Annotated in this window: 18 protein-coding genes; 13 read left to right on the top strand and 5 right to left on the bottom strand. The window is 44.0% G+C overall.

The genetic code is table 11. The features are described 5' to 3' along the window. Positions 1–17: 17 nt before the first annotated feature. The 3 genes from QWZ13_RS03135 to QWZ13_RS03145 all read left to right on the top strand — a co-directional run bounded on the left by QWZ13_RS03135 (position 18) and on the right by QWZ13_RS03145 (position 6,638). Positions 18–1,973 carry a family 14 glycosylhydrolase gene (locus QWZ13_RS03135; RefSeq protein WP_290280496.1) on the top strand — a complete coding sequence of 652 codons (1,956 nt, stop codon included), beginning with the start codon at positions 18–20 and terminating at the stop codon, positions 1,971–1,973. Between the two features lie 169 nt (positions 1,974–2,142). Continuing rightward, positions 2,143–4,809, top strand: coding sequence for an HTH-type transcriptional regulator MalT (gene malT / locus QWZ13_RS03140; RefSeq protein ID WP_290280497.1), 2,667 nt, complete (start codon positions 2,143–2,145; stop codon positions 4,807–4,809). A gap of 224 nt (positions 4,810–5,033) precedes the next feature. After that, positions 5,034–6,638: an ABC-F family ATPase gene (locus tag QWZ13_RS03145; RefSeq protein WP_290280498.1), complete on the top strand. Its 1,605-nt coding sequence runs from the start codon at positions 5,034–5,036 to the stop codon at positions 6,636–6,638. Position 6,639: 1 nt separating this feature from the next. On the opposite strand, the gene QWZ13_RS03150 is transcribed toward QWZ13_RS03145, so the two are convergent. Beyond that, positions 6,640–7,638 carry a LacI family DNA-binding transcriptional regulator gene (locus QWZ13_RS03150; RefSeq protein ID WP_290280499.1) on the bottom strand — a complete coding sequence of 333 codons (999 nt, stop codon included), beginning with the start codon at positions 7,636–7,638 and terminating at the stop codon, positions 6,640–6,642. 46 nt (positions 7,639–7,684) lie between these two features. Further along, the gene (locus QWZ13_RS03155) at positions 7,685–9,001 is read right to left on the bottom strand and encodes a glycoside hydrolase family 30 protein (protein ID WP_290280500.1); all 1,317 of its coding nucleotides are present in this window, start codon (positions 8,999–9,001) and stop codon (positions 7,685–7,687) included. 217 nt (positions 9,002–9,218) lie between these two features. Here QWZ13_RS03155 and QWZ13_RS03160 point away from each other — a divergent pair, with 217 nt between their 5' ends. The 7 genes from QWZ13_RS03160 (at position 9,219) to QWZ13_RS03190 (ending at position 21,144) form a co-directional block, all read left to right on the top strand. Beyond that, on the top strand, positions 9,219–10,871 hold the full coding sequence (locus QWZ13_RS03160; RefSeq protein WP_290280501.1) for an ABC transporter substrate-binding protein: 1,653 nt from the start codon (positions 9,219–9,221) through the stop codon (positions 10,869–10,871). Positions 10,872–11,020: 149 nt separating this feature from the next. Continuing rightward, positions 11,021–11,995 carry an ABC transporter permease gene (locus QWZ13_RS03165; protein ID WP_216001700.1) on the top strand — a complete coding sequence of 325 codons (975 nt, stop codon included), beginning with the start codon at positions 11,021–11,023 and terminating at the stop codon, positions 11,993–11,995. Between the two features lie 65 nt (positions 11,996–12,060). After that, positions 12,061–12,987, top strand: a complete 927-nt coding sequence (locus QWZ13_RS03170) for an ABC transporter permease (protein ID WP_290280502.1) — start codon at positions 12,061–12,063, stop codon at positions 12,985–12,987. Then, positions 12,984–13,976 (top strand): ABC transporter ATP-binding protein, encoded by a 993-nt coding sequence (locus tag QWZ13_RS03175; RefSeq protein WP_290280503.1) that lies wholly within the window; start codon positions 12,984–12,986, stop codon positions 13,974–13,976. Before QWZ13_RS03170 ends, QWZ13_RS03175 begins: the two co-directional genes overlap by 4 nt. After that, on the top strand, positions 13,973–14,968 hold the full coding sequence (locus QWZ13_RS03180) for an ABC transporter ATP-binding protein (RefSeq protein ID WP_290280504.1): 996 nt from the start codon (positions 13,973–13,975) through the stop codon (positions 14,966–14,968). Before QWZ13_RS03175 ends, QWZ13_RS03180 begins: the two co-directional genes overlap by 4 nt. A 46-nt stretch (positions 14,969–15,014) precedes the next feature. After that, entirely contained in the window at positions 15,015–17,615 is a 2,601-nt protein-coding gene (locus QWZ13_RS03185) for a glycoside hydrolase family 16 protein (protein ID WP_290280505.1), read from the top strand. 121 nt (positions 17,616–17,736) lie between these two features. Then, positions 17,737–21,144: a 1,3-beta-D-glucan phosphorylase, GH149 family gene (locus QWZ13_RS03190; RefSeq protein ID WP_290280506.1), complete on the top strand. Its 3,408-nt coding sequence runs from the start codon at positions 17,737–17,739 to the stop codon at positions 21,142–21,144. Positions 21,145–21,243: 99 nt separating this feature from the next. On the opposite strand, the gene QWZ13_RS03195 is transcribed toward QWZ13_RS03190, so the two are convergent. Next, positions 21,244–22,436, bottom strand: a protein-coding gene (locus QWZ13_RS03195) for an IS3 family transposase (protein ID WP_290280507.1) whose coding sequence is annotated in 2 segments (ribosomal slippage) — positions 21,244–22,139 and positions 22,139–22,436 — 1,194 coding nt in all. Because the reading frame shifts where the segments join, the coding sequence is not laid out codon by codon here. A gap of 70 nt (positions 22,437–22,506) precedes the next feature. Here QWZ13_RS03195 and QWZ13_RS03200 point away from each other — a divergent pair. Beyond that, positions 22,507–22,671 (top strand): hypothetical protein, encoded by a 165-nt coding sequence (locus QWZ13_RS03200; RefSeq protein ID WP_290280508.1) that lies wholly within the window; start codon positions 22,507–22,509, stop codon positions 22,669–22,671. Then, positions 22,634–22,768: a hypothetical protein gene (locus QWZ13_RS03205; RefSeq protein WP_290280509.1), complete on the top strand. Its 135-nt coding sequence runs from the start codon at positions 22,634–22,636 to the stop codon at positions 22,766–22,768. The genes QWZ13_RS03200 and QWZ13_RS03205 overlap by 38 nt, the downstream gene beginning before the upstream one ends. On the opposite strand, the gene QWZ13_RS03210 is transcribed toward QWZ13_RS03205, so the two are convergent. After that, positions 22,723–23,520 (bottom strand): hypothetical protein, encoded by a 798-nt coding sequence (locus tag QWZ13_RS03210; protein WP_290280510.1) that lies wholly within the window; start codon positions 23,518–23,520, stop codon positions 22,723–22,725. The genes QWZ13_RS03205 and QWZ13_RS03210 overlap by 46 nt on opposite strands. Positions 23,521–23,763: 243 nt before the next feature. Here QWZ13_RS03210 and QWZ13_RS03215 point away from each other — a divergent pair, with 243 nt between their 5' ends. Then, on the top strand, positions 23,764–25,437 hold the full coding sequence (locus QWZ13_RS03215) for a glutamine--tRNA ligase/YqeY domain fusion protein (RefSeq protein WP_290280511.1): 1,674 nt from the start codon (positions 23,764–23,766) through the stop codon (positions 25,435–25,437). Positions 25,438–25,502: 65 nt separating this feature from the next. Here the strand turns inward: QWZ13_RS03215 and QWZ13_RS03220 are convergent, their stop codons facing one another. Next, on the bottom strand, positions 25,503–26,237 hold the full coding sequence (locus QWZ13_RS03220; protein WP_290280512.1) for a DsbA family protein: 735 nt from the start codon (positions 26,235–26,237) through the stop codon (positions 25,503–25,505). Positions 26,238–26,285: the final 48 nt, after the last annotated feature.

Here is a 26,285-nt window from a genome sequence, read left to right on the forward strand (position 1 = left end):
ACAAAAGGTTTTTTAACATGAAAACGCACATGAAAAAGATTGCGTTGGCAATGACTCTCGCCGTAACGGCGACCGCCTGGGCCGACAACGCTACAAGCGCCGCCGTAATGGCACCATTAGAAGTTAACAACTGGAGCGAATTTGAAAACCAGCTAGCCTCGGTTAAGAGCATTGGCGTTACTGGAGTATCGGTCGATGTTTGGTGGGGCAAGGTAGAGGCCAATGGTGATCAACAATTTGATTGGAGTTACTACGATACAATTTTCCAAAAAATCGAAAACGCGGGTTTGCATATTATTCCCATCATGTCGTTTCATCAGTGTGGCGGTAATGTGGGTGATGATTGCAATATTCCCATTCCTAGCTGGATATGGAACAAGTACACCAACCAAGGTGTTAGTGCCAGCGATCTAAAATATAAGAGTGAATATGGGAATGAATCGGTAGAAACGGTTTCATTATGGCGAGACGATTATGTGCTGTCTGAATACAAAGAATTTATGGAAGCCTTCGAAGCTCACTATGCCAGTAAGGCTAATTTGATCGATGAAGTGAACGTATCTATGGGGCCTGCCGGTGAGCTGCGCTACCCATCTTATAATGCACACGATGGTGGCTTAACCGGGTACCCGACCCGAGGAGGTTTCCAAGCTTACAGTGAACCTGCTAAGCAAGATTTCCGCAACTGGGCTATTGCCAAGTACGGCAGTGTATCGGGCGTAAGTAACAATTGGGGCGTTGCACTAAACAGCGCAAATGACATCAACCCGCCTTCGAATGCTGGCAGTTTTATTAATAACGGTGATCAATACAACACCGCTTATGGACGCGATTTTATTCGTTGGTACCACGATGCATTAATGGATCACGGCTATCGCATGATGGATAACGCAATACTCGCCTTTGACGGTGCCTTTGCGAATGTTGAGTTGGGTTTTAAAATTCCTGGCATTCATTGGAAAATGTCGGCCAGCGATAACACTAAGCGTAGTGCTGAAATGGCGGCGGGTCTTATCCCTAGTGATGTTGATTTAAACTCAGCCTCAACCGGTTATGGTTATGGCGATATAGTGGGTGTTGCAGCATCGTACAACAATCACCCAAGAGACGTAGTATTGCACTTTACCGCTCTTGAAATGAACGATGATCCAAACGGCGGTGGTCAGTCTTTAGCGCAATCTTTGGTGTTTTGGGTTGCCAATGAAGCCGCGGCACAAGGTGTGAGCATTAAAGGTGAGAATGCGTTGTCGGGTGGTGTCACCTACGATGGCGGTTGGGACAACATAGTAAACGCCTTTACCTACGCATCGTACTCCGGCATGACCGTTTTGCGCATTAACCAAGTGGCCAGTGGAACCGGTAATTACCGCTACCAGCAGTTCATCAACCAATTTTTAGTGGAAGCACCCAACGGTGGTGATTGGCAGCGCACGGTTATCTTTATGTTTGGTACCACCACCACAGGGCAAGACATGTTTATTCGTGGCGGTTTAGATCATAACTATGCCAACACTAATTTGGGTAAAAACTGTTCCACTTCTAACTACGAATGCGCAATGCCGATTCGCCACAACAACCTTCGCAACAGCACCACAGCGGGCTGGAAAGGCGGTGACCAATATTTAGATTGGTACGGTATCGAAGCATCTCAAGGATCGGGCGCCGTTGGCACCGCATTAGATTGGACGACCAATAATGCCAGTAATAGCGCAACTGTTGCCGCCGATGGTTATGGGTATGAGCCACTCAATACTTATGGCGATCATTACTGGATGCTTGATGTTGAAATGGATTGTTCAGCCACCGTGAATGGCTGGTTCGAACTAAAATCGTATATTTCGAATGGACCAGGCTGGGAAGCCGACGTTGCACAAGCTGGAACGCCTTATAATTCGGGCAACCACTTTGCGCAGTGCGGCAAAATCAACGTTTTTCAACGTAACAGCAGCAGTGCCACTATCGGTACTTTTTAAGTAAGAAACTGCTATCTCCCTTGGGGCCTTCGTGGCCCCTTTTTTGGTTGGAGGTCAAAATGTTCTCCACCGCCGTTTACTGAATATCCTCCGGTGGGCTTTTTGCGCCTGTCTTTTAGTTTCTGTTCACTTATAAAATGAACGTCACTTTTGAAATGTGACGTAACCGATGCCTCTGTCAAACAACAATAATCAGAGTCTCTGGGTACAGCCGTATAAACTCATTAGTCCTTCTATTAATCAAAAGCTGATTAAAAGAACGCGATTATTTGAATTATTGTGCCAGAGCCAATACTTGCCCATTACCTGCCTAGTGTCGCCTGCGGGTTTTGGCAAAAGTACGCTGGTGGTCAGCTGGTTACAGCATGAATCGCATTCTTTTGGTTGGTATTCGTTAGACATAAACGACAACGATGCCAGTGTTTTTGCGAACCATCTAATTTACGCCTTACACGAGGCCAGTGGCGGTGCCTGCCCACAAAGTTTGGCGTTAGTGCAGCAGCAAGAGTATGCCGATTTGCATGGGCTTATTTCGAAAGCCATGATGGAAATTGCTCAAGTGTCGCATCCGTTTTATTTGGTGTTGGATGATCTACAAGAGCTCACCAACCCCGAAATCATTTCGGTGGTTCGGCATTGGTTAAAATTGGTGCCAGCACAACTGCACATTATTTTATGCTGTCAAAACGAACCGCCCGTGCCGTTAACTAATTTTCGGGTCCGGGGCCAGCTATTAGAAATTGGCGCGCTGCAATTAGCTTTTGATGCTGATGAAACCAAAAAGTTTTTGGCGAATAACCATGGCTTTGACCTAAATCCACAAACACATTTAACGTTGTTTGAACGCACTGGCGGTTGGCCAGCGGCATTACAACTCGTGTCTCTCAATAAACAATCTGAAGAAGAATTGTTATATGCCGCTCAACGGCTCGGCCAGAGCGCTAACGATGTTGAAGAATATGTACTGAATGAAGTTTTTGACCAACAGCCCGATAAATTAAAGCAATTTTTGTTCGACATTTGTATTTTTGAAAAATTTAACGCCGCTCTGTGCAATGAACTCATCGGTCACACAAAAAGCGAAGAATTAATTTCAGAAATTGAACACCGACAACTGTTTCTGACCCGTGTAGAAGGGGAGGTGCGTTGGTATCAGCTGCAAGATATTTTCCGTGGTGTTTTATTAACTCGGCTAAATCAAAGTGATGCACAAAGATTACAACAAAACCGTGTTAAAGCCGTAGAAGCTTATTTAAAAACAGGTATGGCAATAGAAGCCATCCAGTTGTCGTTACAACTGGCCGACGAGACACTCATTCTCTGTGTGCTTAAACAAGTAGGTTTTGGGTTATACAAAAATGGACAGTTTAATACATTAGCAAAATTGTTTTCGAGCGTGGGTGAAATAAATTTAGCCAGTGAGCCTAATCTAGCGTTGTTGAAGTCTTGGCTGTTACTCGCTACCTATCGCGAAGAGGAAGTAAAGTTTTTACTGCCCGATCAACACCTGCAAGCAGAAGCTCACCCATCTACAAGTGAGTTATGGGCTGAACAAGCCGTTGCTCAAGCGCAGGCATCGGTGAACGCCGAAGATTTTGATCGCGCGCATGCTCTAGCGGAGCAAGCCATTACTTTTCTAAAGCCAGAAAGCTATGTCTCTCGAACTGTCGCGTATTCGGTGTTAGGTCAAAGTGCTTTGTGTCGTGGTGAGTTAGATAAGGCGCAGAATCGATTAGAGGAAGCCGGCAAACTCGCGTTTGATCATCGTCTGTTTCAGCAGCGGTTGTGGTCTATGTGTCTGATTTCAGATGTTTTAACCGCCAAAGGAGAACTCACTCAAGCGTTGCAGACGCAAAAAAATACCATCGACATGGCGCACGATGCGTGTGTAGATAACTTGTTGCACATGGAATTTCTATACCGTAATCGATCTCGCTTATTTATAGAGCAGGGTGATTTGAATCAATCGGAACGCTTGCTGTTGATGAGCGAAAAAATCATGGAGCCATTAGGCGGTTATGGGTTACTCAATGTACATATCTTGAGGGGCTTTATAGCCCTATGGCGGGGCCAAACCAGCACGGCCCGAGGACTGGCGTTCCAAGTAAATTACCTAATGCAGCAACACAGTTATCACACCGATTGGCAGGCACACGGGTACGAATTTCTATTGGCTTGCGAACAATCCAAAATTTTAGACTTTAAACCCACCTACCGATGGCAACAAAAACTATTGTCGCTGCCCGCGTGTAATCACTTTTATCAGCACTACCAGCGGGTGCACGCCATTTCGCTTTATTTGTCGGGCGAGGAACAGGAAGCAAAAAATAAAATTACAACGTTAGTTGAAGTAGCCAAAAAACACGGTTTAACTTTTCAGAGGTTCAAAGCAAAGCTGCTGTTAGCGCTTTGGCAAAACAATGCCGAAGGTGAGCAGCACTGGTTAGATATTTTAGAGAGCATGGGTAAGCTTAAGCCCATTCAATCTCTATGGTTAGGGCAGGTGTTTTGCTTAAGCCAAGATGAGCTTGCCGACCGGGCTTGGTTAGATTGGTATGTATGGTTTGGTGCCACACAGCAATCTGGTACGCGAGAGTCTACAAAAAATGAAGCTTTGATTCGTGCTTTAAATGATCAATACGCCGCCCCCGATGATTTAGTCACCGCCAAAGAGTTTCAAGTGTTACTGCTCATTGGCGAAGGCTTAAATAATGATGAAATTGCCGCCAGTATGCACATTGCTGTTTCAACGGTTAAAAGCCACATTCGGCGTTTGTATCGTAAGCTGAATATTAACCACCGTTCGCAAGCTATACAAATTTGTAAATATTTATAGTTGCGCGGCGGCACAGTGTAGAAGTTTGCTATGCCAGAGCCATAGACTTCAATGTACACACCCCCGTCCGAGTAGCGTTAGGCTTATTTACTGACTGCATAAAAAATAGACAATTGCCTCGACTTTAGTCCAGCCTTTCTATATAGTTCGCGGCCTTTTTTTGACACATCTTTAATGTCGCTGTGGGTAAATTGCCCTTATTTATAAGCGACCGGGACGCTTTCTTGATTTCTACCGCAAACATCACCATGCAGTTTGGTGCGACACCACTGTTCGAAAATATTTCTGCAAAATTTGGCCAAGGCCATCGTTATGGCCTTATCGGTGCGAACGGCTGTGGCAAGTCTACCTTCATGAAAATTCTCAGTGGAGAACTCACGCCAACGTCGGGTAATGTCTCCATTACGCCTGGGCAAACTATTGGTACCTTGAGTCAGGATCAATATGCCTTTGAACAGTTTTCGGTTGTCGACGCGGTAATCATGGGTGATAAGCGCTTGTGGAAAATTAAACAAGAACGCGATGCGATTTATAGCAACCCAGAAATGACCGAAGAAGACGGCATGCGCGTTGCTGAATTAGAAACCGATTTTGCCGAACTCGATGGTTACACCGCCGAAGCGCGTGCCGAAGAGCTCTTAAACGAAGCGGGCATCGAGCCTAGCTTTCATTATGGTTTAATGTCGGCCTTAGCGCCGGGTTGGAAGCTACGCGTATTGTTGGTGCAATCTTTGTTTGCCAACCCCGATATTCTGTTGCTCGATGAGCCGACCAACAACTTGGATATTCACACCATTACGTGGTTAGAAGGTGTGTTGAACCAGCGTAAGTGCACCATGATTATTATTTCGCACGATCGCCACTTTTTAAATTCTGTTTGTACACACATGGCCGATATCGATTACGGTGAGTTGCGAATTTACCCAGGTAACTACGAAGCATTCATGGCCGCTTCTTCGCTTATTCAAGAGCAGTTGTTGTCTGAGAACGCCAAGAAGAGCGCTGAAATTGATGAACTTCAAGCCTTTGTTAACCGCTTTGGTGCCAATGCTTCTAAAGCTAAGCAAGCCAGCTCGCGCGCGAAGAAGATGGAAAAAATTACGTTAGATGAAGTTAAATCGTCGAGCCGTCAAACGCCGTCTATTACCTTAAAGCAGCACAAAAAATTACATCGCCAAGCGCTTATTATTGAAGAGCTTTCACATGGTTTCGATGGTGAAATTTTGTTTGAAAACGGCAACCTTATTTTAGAAGCCGGTGCGCGTTTAGCCGTTATTGGTGAGAACGGCGCGGGTAAAACCACCTTTCTGCGTTGCTTGATGGATCAGTACGAAGTGACTGCCGGCACCATTAAATGGTCCGAAAACGCTTCTATTGGCTATTGCCCTCAAGACAGCAGTAATGACTTCGATAACGACTTAACGCTATTTGATTGGATGGCGCAATGGCGTTTACCTAAGCACGATGATTTGATGATTCGTGGCATGTTAGGCCGATTATTATTCACCGCCGATGATTTTAATAAAAAAGCGCGAGTCTGCTCGGGTGGTGAAAAGAACCGCCTATTGTTTGGTAAGTTAATGATGCAAGAAATTAACGTGCTAGTAATGGACGAGCCAACCAACCACATGGACATGGAAGCCATTGAAGCGCTGAACAATGCACTACTCGATTTCGACGGTACCTTGATTTTTGTCAGCCACGATAGAGAGTTTGTATCGTCGCTTGCGAATCACATTATCGATGTGAAAGACCAACAATTGGTGAGCTTTAAAGGCAGTTATGAAGAGTATGTGGCAGAACGTGGCCGTTTGGCGCTGACCGCCTAAGTTAGCCTTTTAGTGATTGAACAGACCCGCGGACCACTAAGTTTGGTTTAAACTCCATACCGTGGGGCTGAAGTTTATTATAGAGCTCATCAACGGCCATTCGTGCGCAGGTACGTGCCATTTGATAAGCGGGGAAGTTCATGGTTGTTAATCTTGGCCGGATATAACTGGCCAAATTTACATCATCAAAGCCAATCACTGAAATGTCTTCAGGAACCGACAAACCCTGGTTTGAAGCCCACTCGTAGACACCGATGGCCATTTCATCAGAGCCGGCAACCACCGCCGTAAATGGGATGCCTTGTTGATGAATCATTTCAATGCCTTTCTGGCCGCCTTCTACCTCAAACAAAGTGCGCGAAATTGCGCCATCAGGAATGGCTAAGTTCGCGTCGGTCATTGCAGCCACAAAGCCTTCAACTCTCTCATTCGCGTCTTGTTTGTGTGTTTGGCCTCCCACATAAACAATTTTCTGATGGCCTTTATCAATAAGATACCGAGTAGCGGTATAGGTGCCGCCCTTATTGTCCAGCCACATGTTACGTTTTTCCAACCCATCGATGTGCTGGTTAATCAAATAAATGGGGATTTTATTATTTAAATCGAATAAATATTCTGCATTCAAGCATTCGGTTAGTAATATAAGCCCGTCAACCTGGCGATTAGAAAGATATTGGATGGCTTCTTTTTCGCCTTCTTCAGTACCGTGTCCGCTAGCGATAATGACGTGTTTGTTAAATAGCCGCAGCTCTTCTTCTATACCAGACATCATCGGGCCATAAAATGGACCATCTAGCGAAGCTACCACCATTCCTAACGTATTTGATCTACTTGATGCTAGCGATTGAGCCGCGGAATTAGGCTGATAACCAAGCGTTGTCATAGCCGATTTAACTTTCTGGCGAGTTTGATCCGAAACACGGTCACTGCCATTCATAACACGAGAAACGGTGGCTTGAGATACGCCAGCAAGTTCGGCGACTTCTTTAATGGTTACCATAAAGTACGTTCACTGTTTTAAAATGCAAAAGGCTGCATAGTTTCGATTAAAATACATAAGTTTGAATAGCACGAGCTGCAATTTGTGTTGGTAAATATTGATTATTTAGGTTTATTTGGAAATCAACGGGCGTATCGCCAATATTCATTACTATCAAAGAAATCTTAAGGTCTGGTCGTTTAAAAGCAACTACTTTTAATGCATCGCGTGGGGATGCAGAAAGAATGCGCTGACTCAACTCGGGGATAAATCGTGGCGATAAATGATTTAAGTAAAGCTGAGAAGGCTGTATATCTATGTCATCTCCAGAAGCATTGCACAGCACGGGTGCACTGCACAAGTTACCAACATGGTTAGGCCCTCCTTTGCTGTCTAGGAGTAAATTCCAGTCTAACCAGCCGCAAGTCCACTTATTAAAATCGGATATAATTGAAATACCGTAACGCTCAGCCACCTCCCATTCCCCGGTGTGTGGGCCACCTTCTTGGCAGCCCTCGGTAAACAGTAAACCTTTGTCTGGGTAGGCATCATGAACAGCTTGTACGTTATCAAATGCGTCATCGACATACCAATGAAAGCCGGCTCCCCAAACGTATTTCGACGCTTCTGCATCACTATAAATCACACGCGCACGTTGGTATAAATTATCGCGATTGTGATCCCAGCAAATCACCTTAATGTCTTTTAAATTATTGTTGAATAAAGCGGGTCCTAAGTAGTCACGAATAAAGTCTCGCTCTTCTTCGGCTGAAAAAAGGCAGCTGTCCCAAATTTGTTTAGCTTCGGGTTCGTTCTGAATGGTAAGCCCCCAAATTTCAAACCCGTTTTCCTGTAGTGCTTTAATGAATTGTACGTAATAGTTAGCCCATTGTGCCCTAAATTCAGGCTTAAGTTGTCCGCCATTATTCATTTCACCGTTAGTTTTCATCCATGAAGGAGGGCTCCATGGACTTACGACTAACTTGATTTTTTGTCCGAGAGCGTCTTCAGCATCTCGTATCATGGGTAAAATAGCTTGTTCATAATGGTCGATAGAAAATTCGCTATCAGGCTTAGATTGGCAATCCCAGTTGCCCAGTGAAAAGTCACAACTGTTCATGTGGATGCGACCAATGTTATACCCACTTCCTTTCATCGGATCAAAATAGTTACTTATCAGCTTAGTTTTAGATGCTTTGCTTAAACCTTGATAATTAACCGCTGCGGATTCTGTAAACGCGCCGCCTAGCCCCAAATGCGTTTGGTAACCTACGTCCGGGTTTATCGATACTTCACATAAATCCATGCGATCAGAGCGCCAATTAAGTAAAGGTAAGGTTTTTTGTTCTACGCCAGTCTCTTTGCTGGTTTGTACGCATATCATACATTAATCCTCAAAATGGCAGGTTAAAAACTAGTTGACCAAACGAATTTCAAACACTATTGTGGCCAATGTAAGCGCTTTCATTGATTTGGTCAAATGAATAGCGCTTTTAAATTGAAGCAAGTGTAAGCGCTTTCATTTTGGTTGAACAAGCCTATGAGCCGTTGTTGGAAGCCTTGATAAAACCTATTGAAAACAAGAATAAATGAGGTAAGACATGAAAAAATTAACTTCTGTCATTGCTATTACTGCAGTTGCTGCAGGTATTTCAATGAATGTCCAGGCCGCTCAGCATAAGCAAGGCGGTACACTGACGGTCCCTTTAATCGCCACAACCTTTATTGAAGATTTTAATCCATTAAACGGGGTACAAGCCGACATGGTATCGGGCACGATGTACGAGCCGTTATGGATTTACAATACAATTAAAGGCGACATTGACTATCGTCTGGCAGAAAGCTTTGAATACGCCGACGATAAAAAATCAATCACCATTAAGCTGCGAGATAATCTTACCTGGTCTGATGGCCAGGTATTGGATGCCGATGACCTAGCGTTCTCGTTAAACTTAGGCAAAGAAGACCCTAAATTAGATCTCGCTGGCCAATGGGCCAACGGTGTGATCAAAAACGTTGAAAAGATCAACAACACCAGTGTTAGAGTAAACTTTAACGATGTAAACACCACCGTAGATTGGTATTTGCCTGCGATGTGGGTTGTGCCTCAGCATGTTTTCTCAAGCGTTAAGGATAAGATTCTATTCACCAACCCGAACCCGGTTGGTTCTGGACCGATTACAGAAGTTAAATCAGTAAAAACCAACCAAGTAGAAATATGCCGCAATCCAAATTATTACAAGGCCGATCAAGGCTTGCCTTATCTCGATTGCATTAAGTTCCGTCAGTATTCTGATAACTCGCAAATACTGCCTGCGCTTATGAATGATGAAATTGATTGGGGTTCTAACTTTGTAGCCGATATTGATAAAACTTACGTGAAATCAAACCCTGATACACACGGTTATTGGTACCCTGCCAACGATCTTTGGAACATGTATCTAAACACTCGAAAGGCGCCGTTTAGCGACATTAACTTTCGCAAAGCTTTCTCCATGGCGATTGACCGACCAACCATTGTTGATTTAGCCGCTTATGGGTACCCAACGGCAGAAGAAACGGTTGTTGGGTTAGGGCAGTTACATGCTGCCTCTATGGATAAAAAGATTAATAAAAAGTACGCAAAACTAGCCACTTATGATCCAAAAGAGTCAACCAAGCTACTTAAGAAAGCCGGCTATAAAGATGTTGATGGTGATGGATACCTAGAAAATCCTGATGGTTCAAAAATTGATTTTGAAATTATGATTCCAGCCGGTTGGACCGATGTTGTACAGATGGTGCAGATCACTACCGAATATTTAGACGAGATTGGCATAAAAGCCAGCACAAAGCTTGTGGATTGGTCAGCCTATGATTCAGCCGCCAAAGATGGAACTTATGATGTAATTTTCAATTGGTCAGCGACAAATCAGGTAGCCGCGATTAATGCCTATAGAGAATATTATCACCCAGCACGAGTTGGTCAGATTTGGCATGCCGGGCATGGCATGGCGTCTGATGAGCTTGGTGCATTGGTCGATGAATATGGTGTGATCGATGATCCTAAGCGACGTCAAGAGATTCTAAATGAATTGATGATCTTTACCGCAGAAAACTTACCGTTCATTCCTGTTATGTCGAATGCAACCTGGTTCCAATACAACACGACTCGTGTTGAAGGCTTTCCAACGGAAGAAAATCCTTATGTTCGCCCAGTATTCTATGATGGCGGCACTAAGCTGATTGTCTTTGAAAACCTATACGCGAAATAGTTAGTTGATCAAAGTGGATTAAAAATATTTTTTTAATCCACTCTCTAGACCGTGGTCTGCAGTGACTGGCGATAGCCAATGGCAGACCCTTTGTAACGATCTTACGAACTCTAATCATACCTGGAAGTTCTGTATAAGAGGAATGCGTAATGGGTTTTATCCTAAGACGATTAGGCTTTTATTTGGTGGCTATATTTGTAGCGATTACTTTCAATTTTGTGCTGCCCCGATTGATGCCTGGTGATCCTGTTGATGCCCTGTTCATTGCCGCAGGCGGGAAAATGTCTATTGAGCAGCTTTCTGCGTTTAAAGAGATGCTCGGTTTTGTCGACGGTCCACTATGGGTGCAGTACCTTCAGTATTTAAAGAGTGTACTTACGCTGGATCTTGGTCCCACCATCATGCTGTTTCCTACAGAGGTAAAGCTGGTTCTCAATAATACGCTGCCTTGGACTTTATTCTTGGTGGGCCTTGCATCCATTACGTCTATCGTTGCTGGGTGCATGATTGGACTGTATGCCTCATACAACAGGGGCGGCCTATTTGATCGCTTCATGCCAGTTTCATTACAATTTTTAGCTTCTATTCCGCAAGCCGTCACGGCGTTGTTTATTTTCTTTATATTTGCCGTAACGTTGAAGTGGTTCCCGTTAGGCTTTGCTTCAAATCCAGATTTAGATGTTGGTTGGAATTGGCCGTTCATTAAAAGTGTGGGGCACCACGCTGTTCTTCCTTTAGTGACGCTTGTTGGATCAATGTTAGCCACCTGGGTGTTTACCATGCGCAATGCCATGGTCAATATTTTAGGTGAAGATTACATTACGATGGCAAAAGCAAAAGGGCTTAGTGATCGACGCATCATGACACACTATGCCGCCCGAAATGCAATATTGCCAGTTGTTACGGCCATTTCTATGGCACTGGGGTTAGCGGTAGCAGGGCAAGTCATTGTTGAACAAGTTTTTAACTACCCAGGCATTGGGCAGCTCATTATTAAATCTGTCTCCGCACGAGATTACCCGCTAATGCAAGCTACCTTTTTATTGATCGTATTGTGTGTGTTGATTGCAAATTTCATTGCGGACTTATTGTATTTGATCCTAGACCCTCGTCTTCGAAAATAAATATTCGTTTTTATCTTTTAAAAGTAAACGAGTCATTAAGTGAATCTAAATGAGAATTTAGCGTTATGAAACTAATTAAAAACTTTAAGGTATCTGCTGGCCGATTTTTCAAAGGCAACCCGGCGGGTATCATTGGCGCGTCGATAGTGTCACTGATCATTATTGCTTGCTTAGCAGCGCCTATTTTAACCGATAAAGATCCAAATCGCCGAGTAGCACGGGGTCACCAACCTCCTTCTTCAGAGTTATGGTTTGGCTCAACTCGAGCGGGCAAAGATGTCTTTAGCCAAGTTTTATATGGCGGCCGAGTGTCATTAACGGTCGCGTTTTCGGCCGCCCTTACCACAACTATTTTAGCGTTGCTCATCGGTGTTACCAGCGGTTATGTCGGCGGGAAAATAGATGAAATTATGATGGCCATTACCAATGTGTTTCTTGTGCTACCTCAACTGCCATTACTGATTATTCTCGCAGCGTTTTTAGGCGAGGTTGGCCCCTTAATTATTTCGTTGATCATTGGCTTCACTTCTTGGCCCTGGGGCGCACGCGTCATGCGTTCACAAACATTAGTGATTCGACAAAAAGAATTTATTACTTCTGCCGAGGTGATGGGGGAAAGTAAGTGGCGGATCATTCTGATTGAGATCATACCCAACCTTATCTCTTTGGTTGCCGGTATGTTTATCGGAACTGCCTTATACGCTATTGGCATGCAAGTCACCTTAGAATTCTTAGGGCTAGGCGATGCCTCCGTAGTGTCGTGGGGAACGATGCTGTATTGGGCACAAGCTACGGCGGCCCTTTATGTCGGAGCCTGGTGGGATTTTGTCATTCCAGGATTATTTGTCGCTTTCGTCGGTGGTGGTTTAGCGCTCTTAAATATCTCAATTGATCAAGTATCAAACCCCAAACTGCGAACCGGCACCTATATAAAAATTTGGAAGCGAATGAAAGCTGAAATTGATGCTAAGCGAAAAGGAGTTCAGTCATGACAGAACTACAGCGCCCTTTGCTGCAAATTAAAAACGTTTGCGTTGACTACGTGACTAACCAAGGAAATGCACGCGCTTGTGATCATGTTTCGTTTAACATTTATCCTGGTGAAACGGTGGGGCTTGCGGGTGAATCTGGCTGTGGTAAGAGCACTCTGGCGTTTGCTATTTCCAATTTGCACAGTGCGCCCGCATTAATTACAGATGGCGAAATATTATTTGAAGACCGCGATGTATTGAAAATGAACCAAGAGGAATTGCGCCGCTTTCGTTGGAATGAAACGGCCATGGTTTTTCAAAGCGCAATGAATTCATTGAACCCTGTTATTACCATTGGCGAACAGCTAGTAGATGTTGTACTGGCTCATAAAAATGTGTCTAAAGCAGAGGCCATCGCTAAAGGTGAAACATTGTTGGAAACCGTGGGTTTGCACCCTTCTCGAATGAACTCCTATCCTCATCAATTGAGTGGTGGCATGCGCCAACGAGTGGTGATTGCCATCGCCCTTATATTACGACCAAAGCTGATCATCATGGACGAACCTACAACGGCCTTAGATGTTGTTGTAGAGCGCGACATTATGGACGAACTTTTCGAACTTAAAGACAAGTTTGGTTTTGCAATTTTATTTATTAGCCATGACCTTGGGCTCATGGGAGAAATTGCGGATCGCATTGGCATTATGTATGCCGGAAAGTTAGTTGAATTGGGCTCGGCAAAAGACGTATTAGAATCGGCTGAGCATCCCTATACCAAAGGTTTGGTTGGGTCTTTCCCTACCATCCACGGTCCGAAAGTTAGGCTTGAAGGCATTCCAGGAAGCCCTCTGAATTTATTGGAAACACCACAAGGCTGCTACTTCCAAGCACGCTGCAAATCCTGCATTGAGAGTTGCAAATCAATAGAGCCTGAATTAACCGGGTTAACCCAGAACGCAAATCGACTTGTCGCGTGTCACGTCGTTCACGATAGAGGAGCTTCCGTATGAACGCGGCTAAGAAAGCATTTATGAGTGAAAAGCCAAGTATCTATGTTGAAGATCTCGTCATTGATTTTGCCTTAGATAATGCAATTTTTAATAAGCAATATATGAGGGCGGTTAACAAGGTAAGTTTTATTTTGAAAGCGGGTGAGGCGTTAGCGATCGTCGGCGAGTCAGGCAGTGGAAAAAGTACCTGTGCCCGAGCCTTATGCCGATTATACCAACCGACCAGTGGCAATATTTGGCTGCAAGATATCAATGTAAATGAAAAAAAGAACCAGATGAATCAGCGCGATTATGCCAAAGAAGTTCAAATGATCTTCCAAGATCCATTTGGTTCTCTTAACGCAGTACATACGATTCATCACCATCTCGCAAGACCATTAAAAATTCACCACCCGAGTTTATCGGTTGATGAAATCGAGAAACGAGTAATAGAGCTTTTGGAGCGGGTAGGGTTAACGCCGGCTAAGCAAACGGCGAATAAATACCCTCACGAGCTATCGGGCGGCCAACGGCAGCGAGTTTCAATTGCAAGAGCATTGGCCGTTGGAGCCAATTTTATTTTAGCCGACGAGCCGATATCGATGCTCGATGTCTCAATTCGATTGGGCATTCTCAATTTGATGGAAGACATGAAGCAAGATGGCATTGGTTTTATGTACATCACTCACGATATTGCCACTGCTCGCTATTTTGCAGAGCGCACGGCCGTGATGTATGTAGGGCATATGGTTGAGTGGGGTAATAGCGATTCTGTTACTCAAAACCCCCAGCACCCTTATACCCAATTACTCATTTCTGCTGTCCCAGAGCCAGGCATTCGAAAAGAGCGCACAGAGATGGCGAAGAAAGCAGAGATACCTTTGTGGAAACCAGAAAGTAAAGGCTGTCCTTTTGCAAACCGATGTTTAAAGGCGGTCGAAGAATGCCGAGAAAGTATGCCGCCGGTGACACAGCTGGCCGAAGATCACTTTGTTCGTTGTTACCTTTACTGAGTTTTATGTTTAGTAAAGCAACCACGCAAAACTAAGAGGAAAACAGATGAAAAATATAAAAACAAAATCAACATCGTTGTTGGCTATGTCAGTCGTAGCTTTAACCTTCATAAGTTGCAAGCCATTCGAAAAGCCGTTTGATCCGGATAAAAAAGGCTGGACGCTCGTATTTTCAGATGAATTTGACGGCCAGTACATTGATGACAATAAATGGGCTTTCGAGGTCAATTGTTGGGGCGGTGGTAACAACGAAGCGCAATGTTACACCGATCGCCCAGAGAACGCTTACGTAGAAGATGGCGTGTTAACCATTAAAGCGATTCGAGAAGCGTATACTGGGCCCGTGTATAACCCTGATGACCCGCGCTACGATCCTAGTAACATGAATACCAAATCATTCACGTCTGCGCGCTTACGTTCAGTTAGTCCTGTTGAGTACATCGATGGTCAACCTGCGCAATTTAATTTTGAAAATGACTGGAAATATGGACGCTTTGAAATTAGAGCTAAGCTGCCATCGGGGCAAGGTACTTGGCCTGCCATTTGGATGCTACCAACCGATTGGGAATTCGGTGGTTGGGCGATGTCTGGGGAAATAGACATCATGGAAGCCGTTAATTTGAAATCAACTTATGTTGATGAAGAAACCGGTGAAACAAAAGTCGAAAACCGTGTCCATGGAACATTGCATTATGGTCGCGCCTGGCCAGGAAACGTATATTCAGGTGTTGAATATGACTTTGGCGATGAACGCATTAACCCTTCGGATGACTTTCATATTTATTCAATTGAATGGGAAGAGGGTGCCATTCGTTGGTTTGTGGACAATCATCACTATGCCACTCAAACGCAAGAAGGTTGGTATACCCATTATAAAGATGAAAACGGTGTATGGCGCAGCAGTGAGATGACACCTGCACCGTTTAATCAAAACTTTCACTTAATTATGAATTTAGCTATGGGTGGAAACTGGGCTGCGAATGTTAATGAAGGCGGAATCGACCCGGCCATTAACGAAGCTGAATTGCTAATTGATTACGTACGTGTGTATCAGTGCGAAAAAGATGAAACCGGTGTCGCGTGTGGTAGCAAAGGCAAAGAAGGATCTTACACGTTAGAAAGTGGTGTGGTAGAGCCTGAATTGCCGATCGCGGCAGATTTTAACGCCGATCCGCTCGTTATCTTTGACGGCCAGCTAGCCGCCAATTGGCAAATGGCAAAGTGGGATGATGCCGACGGCGGTGATGAATACGCCATTAGAGATGGATTAATTGATTTAAAATTTGATCAAACGGGCGTGATGTATTTATACGGCGATCAAGGCAATACATTTGATGCAACTCCCTATGGTGGCGGAGAATACCGATTTAAAATTCGATGGGTCGATGGCGATGCGACGGGTTTGAAAGTTGGGTTCAGTAACACCGCGGGAAGTTTCGCTCATGTCGTGCTGGATCAACAATATTTTGGAATGAAAGGCGCTGAAGGTTGGACAGATGTTGTGATTCCTGTTTCAGATATGCTTCTAAATGCCCCCGGATTCGACTTAACCAGCGTTGATATTTCAGGAAAATTCGAACAAGTTGGCGGGTCACAGCTGAACATTCAAATTAAAGATTTACAAATGAGTAAAGGAGAATACGTTCCAATTGAAACCGATGCCTACGGTTATGAGCTGGAACTCCTTACAGAAACAATAGGCTCTGGATTTGATGCCTATTTATACCATGGCTATGGTGAAGCCAGTACCGACTCTTTAACAATTATCGAGGGTGTCATGTCTGGCCAACACAATGGCGGAGGCAATATTTCAATTGGCTCTACTTCTGGCCATATTGATTTATCCGCGTTCGCTCAAGGTCAACTTAATTTTGAATTACGTATCGCCAGCTTTGGCAGTGCCGCGGATGTCTTAGTTAAAATGGACGGTGGTTGGCCAAACGTTGGTGACGTTGCTTTAAGTGAGACACCAACGGGCATGCCTACTAACAACGAGTGGCACTCCTACTCGGTCAACGTTGCAGATTTTGTTGCCAATAATAACCGATTAGATGGCAGCGGGAATTTTGAATTGAGTCACGTTATTAACCCGTTTGTTATTGAAGCTTTCGGTGGTGGAGATCTACATGTAGACGTACGCAACGTAACGCTCACTCGCCCATTACACTTATTAAGCACTGAATTCGCAGCAGGCTTTGATGGCTTTTTATACCACGGCTATAACGAGCCTTGGACCGATACGCTTACAATTTCGAATGGTGTCATGAATGGCACCCACTCAGGCGGTGGAAACATTTCTATAGGAAGCTCTGGCGCAGCAGTAGATCTAAGCAGCTTAGCAAACGCCGATATCGCGTTCGATTTGAGGATTGTCAATCAAGGCAGCGCGAGCGATGTGCTCATTAAAATTGATAGCGGTTGGCCTAACCTAGGTGATGTTGCTTTAAGTGAAACAAGCCAGAGTATGCCGATTGATTCAAACTGGGTTTCTTATGCGATACCGGTGAGTCAATTTGTTGCAAACAATAACCGCTTAGATGGCAGTGGTGTATTGAACTTAAGTTCGGTCATAAACGCTTTTGTAGTTGAAGCATTTGGTGGGGGCGATCTTGAAGTAGAAGTTCGCAATGTTCGTTATCAGTTCTAACTGAATCGTAAAATATTACTTCGCGCCGATAATCATAACGGTGCGAAGTAACGTCGTCTTTGGTTCATTCAATAATCATTTTGTCGGTCAACGTTGATCTTTCATCATTTTAGGATACCCCATGGTAATGCTTTTAAAAGACAGTGATGCTGCGGTAAAGTCACGATCCAACTTAGACGTTCACGGAGCGTTTTGTACTTATCGTGGTCAACGATTTTACCAAATCACCAATTACCACAGAATGAGCAACTTCTTTATGTCCGTGGTAAGCGCCTATGACCACTGGTTATTTATTTCCAGCAACGGTGGGTTAACCGCTGGCCGGCAACATTCAGATCGAGCGCTGTTCCCTTATTACACAGAAGATAAAATAACGGATATGGCGCATTGCACGGGTCCTATGACCTTAATAAAAGAAAACGGTCAATTGTGGCAGCCATTTCAGACTAATGCGTTAGTGGAAGATTTTGACAACAGATCACTCTATAAAAGCACGTTGGGTGATCAACTGTTTTTCAGTGAATCAAGAAACGGTCTGACCTTTGAGTACGGCTGGTCATTCAGCAATCTGCATGGCATTGTGCGTTCAGTGACACTGCGTAATGAAAGTGAATTGCCGCGTGACATATCATTTTTAGATGGACTGCAGAATATTATTCCAGCAAACATCACAGCAGAATTACAAAATGACAACAGTGTGTTGCTTGATGCCTATAAATCGGCTGACTGCTATCAAAATAACCTAGCCGCTTTCTATATGAGTTCTAGGCTGACTGATTTAGCCGAACCTTCCGAGAGTTTGCTGGCGAATAGCGTTTGGCACTGCATCGAGGAAAATCGTTTCAGTGCAAAGGTTAGCTTAAGTGAAAATGCACCAAAACAATTTGCCGCAAATACAAACGTAGACACAAATGTCCAGCAAAGAGGTAAGCGAGGTAGCTATTTTATAACAGCAGACATCACTTTAGCGCCGGGAGAGCAAATACAATGGATGCAAGTCTGTGAAGTCACGCAAGATGGTCCAAGTATTCAACAATTAATTAAACAAGTGTCTGCAGATGGGTTGTTTTCTCAAGTAAGCGAAGACGTTCGTAGCGGGTCACATAGCTTAGAGCAGTACTTGGCAAAAGCCGACGGTATACAAACTTCTGACGACGAACTAGCAACCGTTCATCATCAAGCCAATACGCTATTTAATATAATGCGCGGGGGCTTATTTACACAAGGCTACTCGATAATGCGCCGTGATCTGTTGGCCTTTGTAAGTCAACGTCAAAAAAGATTGGCGGAACATGATTGGTGGGCGACTGTGCCAGAATCTGTATCTATATCAGAGCTACGTGACCTATTAAATACATGCCATTCAACTGATTTAAAGCGTATTGCTAACGAATATCTGCCGATCAGTTTTAGCCGTCGTCACGGTGACCCTAGCCGACCTTGGAATAAGTTTTCGATCAATCTAAGAGACACCGATGGCGTGCCGATCAAGGACTATCAGGGTAATTGGCGCGATATATTTCAAAACTGGGAGCCACTGGCGCTTTCTTATCCAAAATATTTGCCCTCTATGATCAGTGCGTTTTTGAATGCAACCACGACGGATGGTTACAATCCTTATCGGGTAACCCGCAATGGGATTGAATGGGAAACCCCTGAGCCAGATAATGATTGGGCGAATATTGGGTATTGGAGTGACCACCAAATAATTTATCTTTCTAAACTCATAGAGCTTCAAGTTTCCATGAATCCAAAATGGATTACCGAAAACCACCATCAAGCCCAGTTTAGCTATGCAAATGTTCCTTATAGAATTAAATCGTTCACACAACTAAAAGATAACCCGTACGACAGTATTAAGTTTGACGATGCTCTCAACGATTTAATCAACTCAACAGTTGAAAAAATGGGCAGCGACGGCAAGCTGCTACTGGATTCAGAACAAAAGGTTATACACGGCAATTTAATTGAGAAACTGCTGACACTGTGGTTGGCTAAGCTGAGCAACTTTGTGCCCGATGGTGGTATTTGGATGAACACGCAACGCCCTGAATGGAACGACGCGAATAATGCATTAGCGGGCTGGGGCTTGTCTGTTGTGACCGTTGCCTATTTACATCGACATTTGCTCTTTATGCGTAAAGCCTTAAGAGAGGTTAAGGGGACTATTGAGATTAGTGAATCTGTTTTTAATTGGTTTGAGCAGATCCGCTCGCAGTATTTACATATTCCTAACCAGTTGGATTCAAAAAAGCGCTTTGGATTTTTAGAAGCAAGCTCGAATGCCGCTGATGTCTATAGAGCGGAAGTCTATGCAAATGGATTATCCAACGTCAAAGCTTCGCTCGCGCTATCCGGAATCGTTGAATTTTTAGATCAAGTGCTGCCCGTTCTTGCCGCTACATTACACAATAACCGCCGTAAAGATGGCCTGTACCATGGGTATAATATTTTACATCTAAGTGACTTAGCTGCCGAGGTGACACATTTACCGCTCATGCTTGAGGGTCAAGTCGCCATGTTATCTGCTAATGTGTTGAACCCAAGTGAAAGTCTTCAATTGCTCAACTCATTGCGAAGCAGTGATTTATATCGTGAAGACCAACACACCTACCTCCTATATCCTAATAAAAGCCTGACGCAATTTATTGATAAAAACTGCATAGAATCGAAAGATCTTAGCGCATTAAATCAAAGCAAATCAGAACTGTTAAAACATCGAATTCTGACGGAAAGTGAAGCGGGACTCTTTCACTTTAATGCCAATTTTCGCAATGCTAAAGATTTAGCGCAGCGTTTGTCAGACGTAAATATACAAGAGCCAGATAAACTACGCTTATTCGAATTATTTGAAAAAACATTTAATCATAAGTCCTTTACTGGACGCTCGGGGTCGTTTTTCGGCTACGAGGGATTAGGCAGCACCTATTGGCATATGGTGTCTAAATTGTTGCTAGCCGCGCAGGAAAATTGGTTTGTTGCTCACACAGAACATAGCGAAACTGCAATTGAACTCAAAAAAGCCTTTTACGATATTCGCGCTGGAATTGGCTTTAATAAAACACCTGAGCAATATGGCGCGTTTCCGACCGATCCTTATAGCCACACGCCGGAATCCGGCATAGCTCGGCAACCGGGAATGACAGGGCAAGTTAAAGAAGAGCTCATCACTCGCTTAGGAGAGTTTGGTATCAGGTGGCAAGATGGCCATATTGAAATTGTTCATGGACTGTTAGCAGAGCACGAATTCTTAACAGAACCAAATACCTTTAACTACTTGGATGTGCATGATCAGTGGCAAAGCATGCCTCTAGAAACAGGGTCGCTCGCGTTCACCTTGGCACAAGTGCCTTTTGTGTATCGGGCTGTTTCGGGTGAGCAATTGAAAATTCAAGTAATCACGGCCGATGAGACAACTTTTGAAATGGCAAACAACAAGTTGACACCTTTTGTTGTGAAAAGGCTTATCGAGCGCGATGGCATTCTTAAAGCAATTTTTGTGAATTACCCATGTTCTCACAATGGCTAACTCTCTTGAAAACGTACTGGTCGTGGATGAGCCAACTAACCACAGGTTCATGGAAGCCCTTGAAGTGATCTTCCCCCGATAAAATGGACACCTCGGGATTCACGCTGCCATTTGTTCATAATTAATTGGTGACATATACCCAATACCTGAGTGTAACCTCACCGTATTGTAAAATTTATTTATATACCTGCTAAGCTCAGATCGCAACTCTTCTATTCCTTTAAAATAGGTTTGCCGGATTAACTCACCTTTTAAGGAATGGTAAAACGATTCCATGAACGCATTGTCTGTACAATGTCCTGGTCGATTGACACTGTGATGCATACCATATTTTACCAATTCAGATTGAAAGACCGAGCCCGTAAATTCAACACCTCTATCGGTGTGAAAAATAACATTTTTTGGGTTTCGCCCTTTTTTAATGACATACCTTAAAGCGGTTGTCGTTAACTCCGTTGTTCTAGAATAGGATAATGACCAACCCAATATCCGGCGCGAGTATTGATCCATGATCGTTGCTAAATACGTCCACTTTCCTTGTAATTTAATATAGGTTACATCGGCGACCCAAACTTGATCCGGTGCCGTTGCAGCGTCGCGCGCTAATAATCGATTTTCACCTTTCGCTATGAAGCGTTTAAGTCCTGGCATTCGCCGCGTTACTTTGGTGACCCTGGCTTTGAGCCCTGCTTCACGCATTAGCCGCTCGACACGCTTCTTAGCGATGCGGTAACCGCTCTGACGCAGGGATTCATAGACTCTAGGACTGCCATATCGTCCGTGACTGTCGTCAAATATCTTCGTGATCTGTTTTAACAATTGCTGATCGGACAATGCCCGATCTGTTGTCCCTCGCTGACGCCATGCATAGTAGCCGCTGGGCGATACCTGCATCCAACGACAAAGGTTACGTACCCCTATTTCTTTTCCGTATCTGTGGATGAACCCAAATCGTTCTGATGTTGATCCGCCAGATACTGTTGCCACTTTTTTAGAAGGTCATTTTCCCTCTTTAATCTATCGATTTCTTTTTTTAACTGAGCGTTCTCAGTTATTTGCTTCGCCGATTTCACTTTGCGTTTCTTTGACAAACCTACTCGCCTTTTTCCATCACCTTGAAGATGGCCTTCTCGATACTCTTTGCGCCAACGGGACAACATAAATGGATGAATACCCAAGCCTTCCGCAACCTGAGAACTTTTAATATCAGGTTGATAGCTCATTTTAACAGCTCGAACTTTAAACTCTGTTGAATACTGCCACGTTTTACGTGGATTATTATACTTTGGCAAAATTACCTCCAGATGCGTTATCTAGAGGTGTCCACTAAAACGGGGGAAGTTCAAAGCGCTCAATAACGCCTTGTTAAATTTTGACGGTACGTTGATTTTTGACAGCCACGATAGAGAGTTCGCATCTTCATTAGCCAATCACATTATTGATGTGAAAGGCCAGCAATTGGTGAGTTTTAAAGGCAGTTATGAAGAGTATGTGGCGGAGCGTTCAAAGCAAGCTCAGGTGGCCTAAATTGGCGCAAGGATGCGAACTGGCTATTGTTGCGCATCCTTTAATCAATTGTTACCAGCTTCGAATGATATGTCCATCCGTACCTGTTTTGAAATAATCCAGCTCACCTGTTGTGCTGCCATTGGAGTAAGTCCAGCTAGCATCAAACGTTACAATTGATCCATCTTTATTTGTTGTTTCTAAATCTATTGACCCTGAACAGCTTTGTGTTTCAGTTGCTATCCAATGATTGTCGTCTGTTATATATTCAACTTTTTCAGTACCAGATGAAGTACGGCTTGAGATACGTGTTAATATGAGCTGATCATCTTCAAACATACGAATGGTTAAGTTGCCAATATCAGTTTGGTCACCATCAATGATCATCGTAGTCTGTTCATTTGAGCCATTGCTATCGGATTCTTTGATTTCAGCCTTATAGGTTTTGTCCTCAAAAACGGTCGTAGAGACCGTCGTTGTAGAGTCTTCACCGGCAATGCTCCAGTTGCATTGGTTTAGAGCGTATGTCACTTCGCTGCACGTATAGACTGCAAGCGCACCAGTAAAAATATCCGCCATGCTTGGGCTTAAAAATGTAATACCGATGAAGCCGCCTTCAAAGTCATCATCAGGCAAAGAATCAGAAAAATCTTTTGCAGCAGTGGTCATCCCTTCAATCATTAACCAATCTATAGATGAGTCGATATCAACGTTTTGCTTCAGTAATTTTGAATCGTCGGGGTTTGAACCACACACTTGGTTATCATAGTTTTTATTTGATGTTTGATCGTTTTTTGGTGTATCGGACCCCTCTGGTCCACATGAGGCCAACAAAGCGACTAAACCAAAGCTTGTAACATACTTATGCATTTACATTCTTCCTTGATTCTAAGGTTCATAAAAACCTCCAATTATCCCTGTTTTAAGGTTTTTTTTTGTGATCTTTTTCACACTGTTCAATTCTTAAAAAAAGGCCATTTTTTGTGTTGGTGCAGGAACGTCATTCTGTAAACAGTGAATACTCATCCGATAAGTCGACAAACCCCTATGCTTAGCGGCGTTTATCGTTATAATCAGCCGTTCCTATGCCTTGGAATTTTTTGGAAATAAGACATGTCTGAAACAACCGCTTCAAATTTTTTGCGTACGATCCTAGAGAAGGATCTTAAAGAAGGTAAGCACGATGCTATCGTGACGCGCTTTCCCCCTGAACCGAATGGTTATTTGCACATTGGCCACGCTAAGGCTATTTGCATTAACTTTGGCTTAGCGCAAGATTTCCAAGGCCAGACAAACTTGCGTTTTGACGATACAAACCCTGAAAAGGAAGAACAAGCCTACATTGATGCCATAAAAGAAGACATCGAATGGATGGGCTTTGAGTGGGCGGGTAAGGTGAAGTTCACTTCCGATTATTTTGATACCTTGTATGACTGGGCTGTGCACCTGATTAAAAACGGTGATGCTTACGTCTGTGATCTCTCGGCCGAGCAAATTCGTGAATACCGTGGCTCATTAACCGAGCCAGGTAAAAATAGCCCCTATCGTGATCGCAGCGTTGACGAAAACTTGGCCTTATTTGAAAAAATGAAGGCAGGCGAGTTCGACGAAGGGGCTTGTTCTTTACGTGCCAAGATCGACATGGCTTCGCCTAACGTGAACATGCGTGACCCTATTATTTATCGTATTCGTAAAGTGACGCATCACCAAACCGGCGATAAGTGGAAAATTTACCCAGCCTATGACTTTGCTCATGGCCAAGGCGATGCGCTAGAAGGCGTGACACACTCTTTATGCTCGTTAGAGTTTGAAGACCACCGTCCGCTTTATGAGTGGTATTTAGCACACTTACCAGTGCCTTCAAAGCCGCGGCAAATTGAGTTTGCACGAATGAACGTGAACTACACCGTCACCAGTAAACGTAAATTGAAAAAACTGGTCGATGAAGGTGTTGTAGCAGGTTGGGATGACCCGCGTATGCCAACGATTAGCGGTATGCGTCGTCGTGGTTTTACGCCGGCGTCTATTGTTTCGTTTGTGAATGCTACTGGTATTAGCCGTGCAGTAGGCACAACAGTAGATTTGGGTATGCTCGATGCGGCAGTTCGTGATGATTTAAACGAACACGCTCCCAGAGCCATGGCAGTGCTTAAACCTTTAAAGGTAGTGCTGACCAACTTACCTGAAGATTTTGAGCAAGTAGTCACACAGCCTGCACACCCACAAAAGCCAGACATGGGTGAACGAAAAATACCGCTCACGCGTGAAATCTATATTGATCAAGGTGACTTCAATGAAGACAGCACTTTGTCGAAGAAGAAATTTAAACGCTTAGTGCCGGGCGATTATGTGCGTTTACGTGGCGGCTTTATTATTAAAGCAGATGATTATGTGAAAGATGAAGCGGGCAATGTAATCGAAATTAAAGCCACGGCCGTTGAAGGTTCTATTGGTAATAACGTTGAAGGTGTTAAGCCGCGCGGTGTTATTCAGTGGGTGTCTGTAAAGCACGGTGTAAAAGCGACAGTTCGCAGTTACGATCGGTTGTTTAGCCACCCAACCCCCGATAAGGGCGACAGTGAATTTATGGACCATATCAATCCAACATCATTAGAAGTGATAGAAGGTTGTATCGTAGAGCCTAGCTTGGCCAACGTTGCACCAGAATCGGTGTTTCAGTTTGAACGAGAAGGCTACTTTGTGGCTGATCGTTACGATTCAAAACCGGGTGCATTGGTCTTTAATAAAACCATTGGCTTAAGAGATACATGGGAACGTTCGGTGTAATTTCTTTCGAGTATAAAAAAAGGTCACCTAGGTGACCTTTTTTGTGCCTGTGTGATTTTCGCTACTTACAGTTGCGCGTCGATCACCTTTTGGATTTCGCTTTCAGGCAACGCACCACGGATAATCTCAGTGCCTACTACAAAGCCAGGCGTGCCAGTTAAGCCTAATGCTCTTGCTTGAGCCATCGTATTTGCCAAATGTTGATTTACGGCTTCATCATTGAGCTTCGCTTCAATGGCTTTGCGGTCTAAATTAAGTTTGTTTACGACCGCCCAAACAGCGTTGTCTGTACGCAAGCTGGTGGCGTTCATTAACGCGAAGTGCAGCTCTTCATATCGCTCAGGGAATACTAAATTTACCGCTAAAGCAACACGCGCAGCCGTTTCTGAACTCGGTGATAATATAGGCCACTCTTTATATACAACGCGTAAATTAGGGTTGTTTTTCTTAAGGGATGTCAACGTATTAGCGGCACGTTTACAATAGCCGCAGTTGTAATCAAAGAACTCAACTAACGTTATTTCTCCATCTACGTTGCCACCAACTGGGTCTAAGTCACTGTTAGTTAGACCGCTTTGCATGCTGTCCATTGCATTTTTAGCGGCGTCGGCTTTCGCTTGTTCTTCTCGTTCTTGCAAAATAACAAGCGCTTCCATGATCACTTCTGGGTTTTCTAAAAGGTACTCGCGCACCAATTCTTTAACTTCTTCGTCTGAGCGAACGTCTGCATTGGCACCGCAGCCCCAAAGTAAGCCAATAAATAGTAAACCGATAAATTTAGTTGTAACGCGAGAAAGCATGACTGCTCCGAAAATGAATTAATAATTAAAAGTTAGAGCGCGAAGAGC

The organism is Reinekea marina (assembly GCF_030409715.1).
Classification (GTDB): Bacteria; Pseudomonadota; Gammaproteobacteria; order Pseudomonadales; family Natronospirillaceae; genus Reinekea; species Reinekea marina.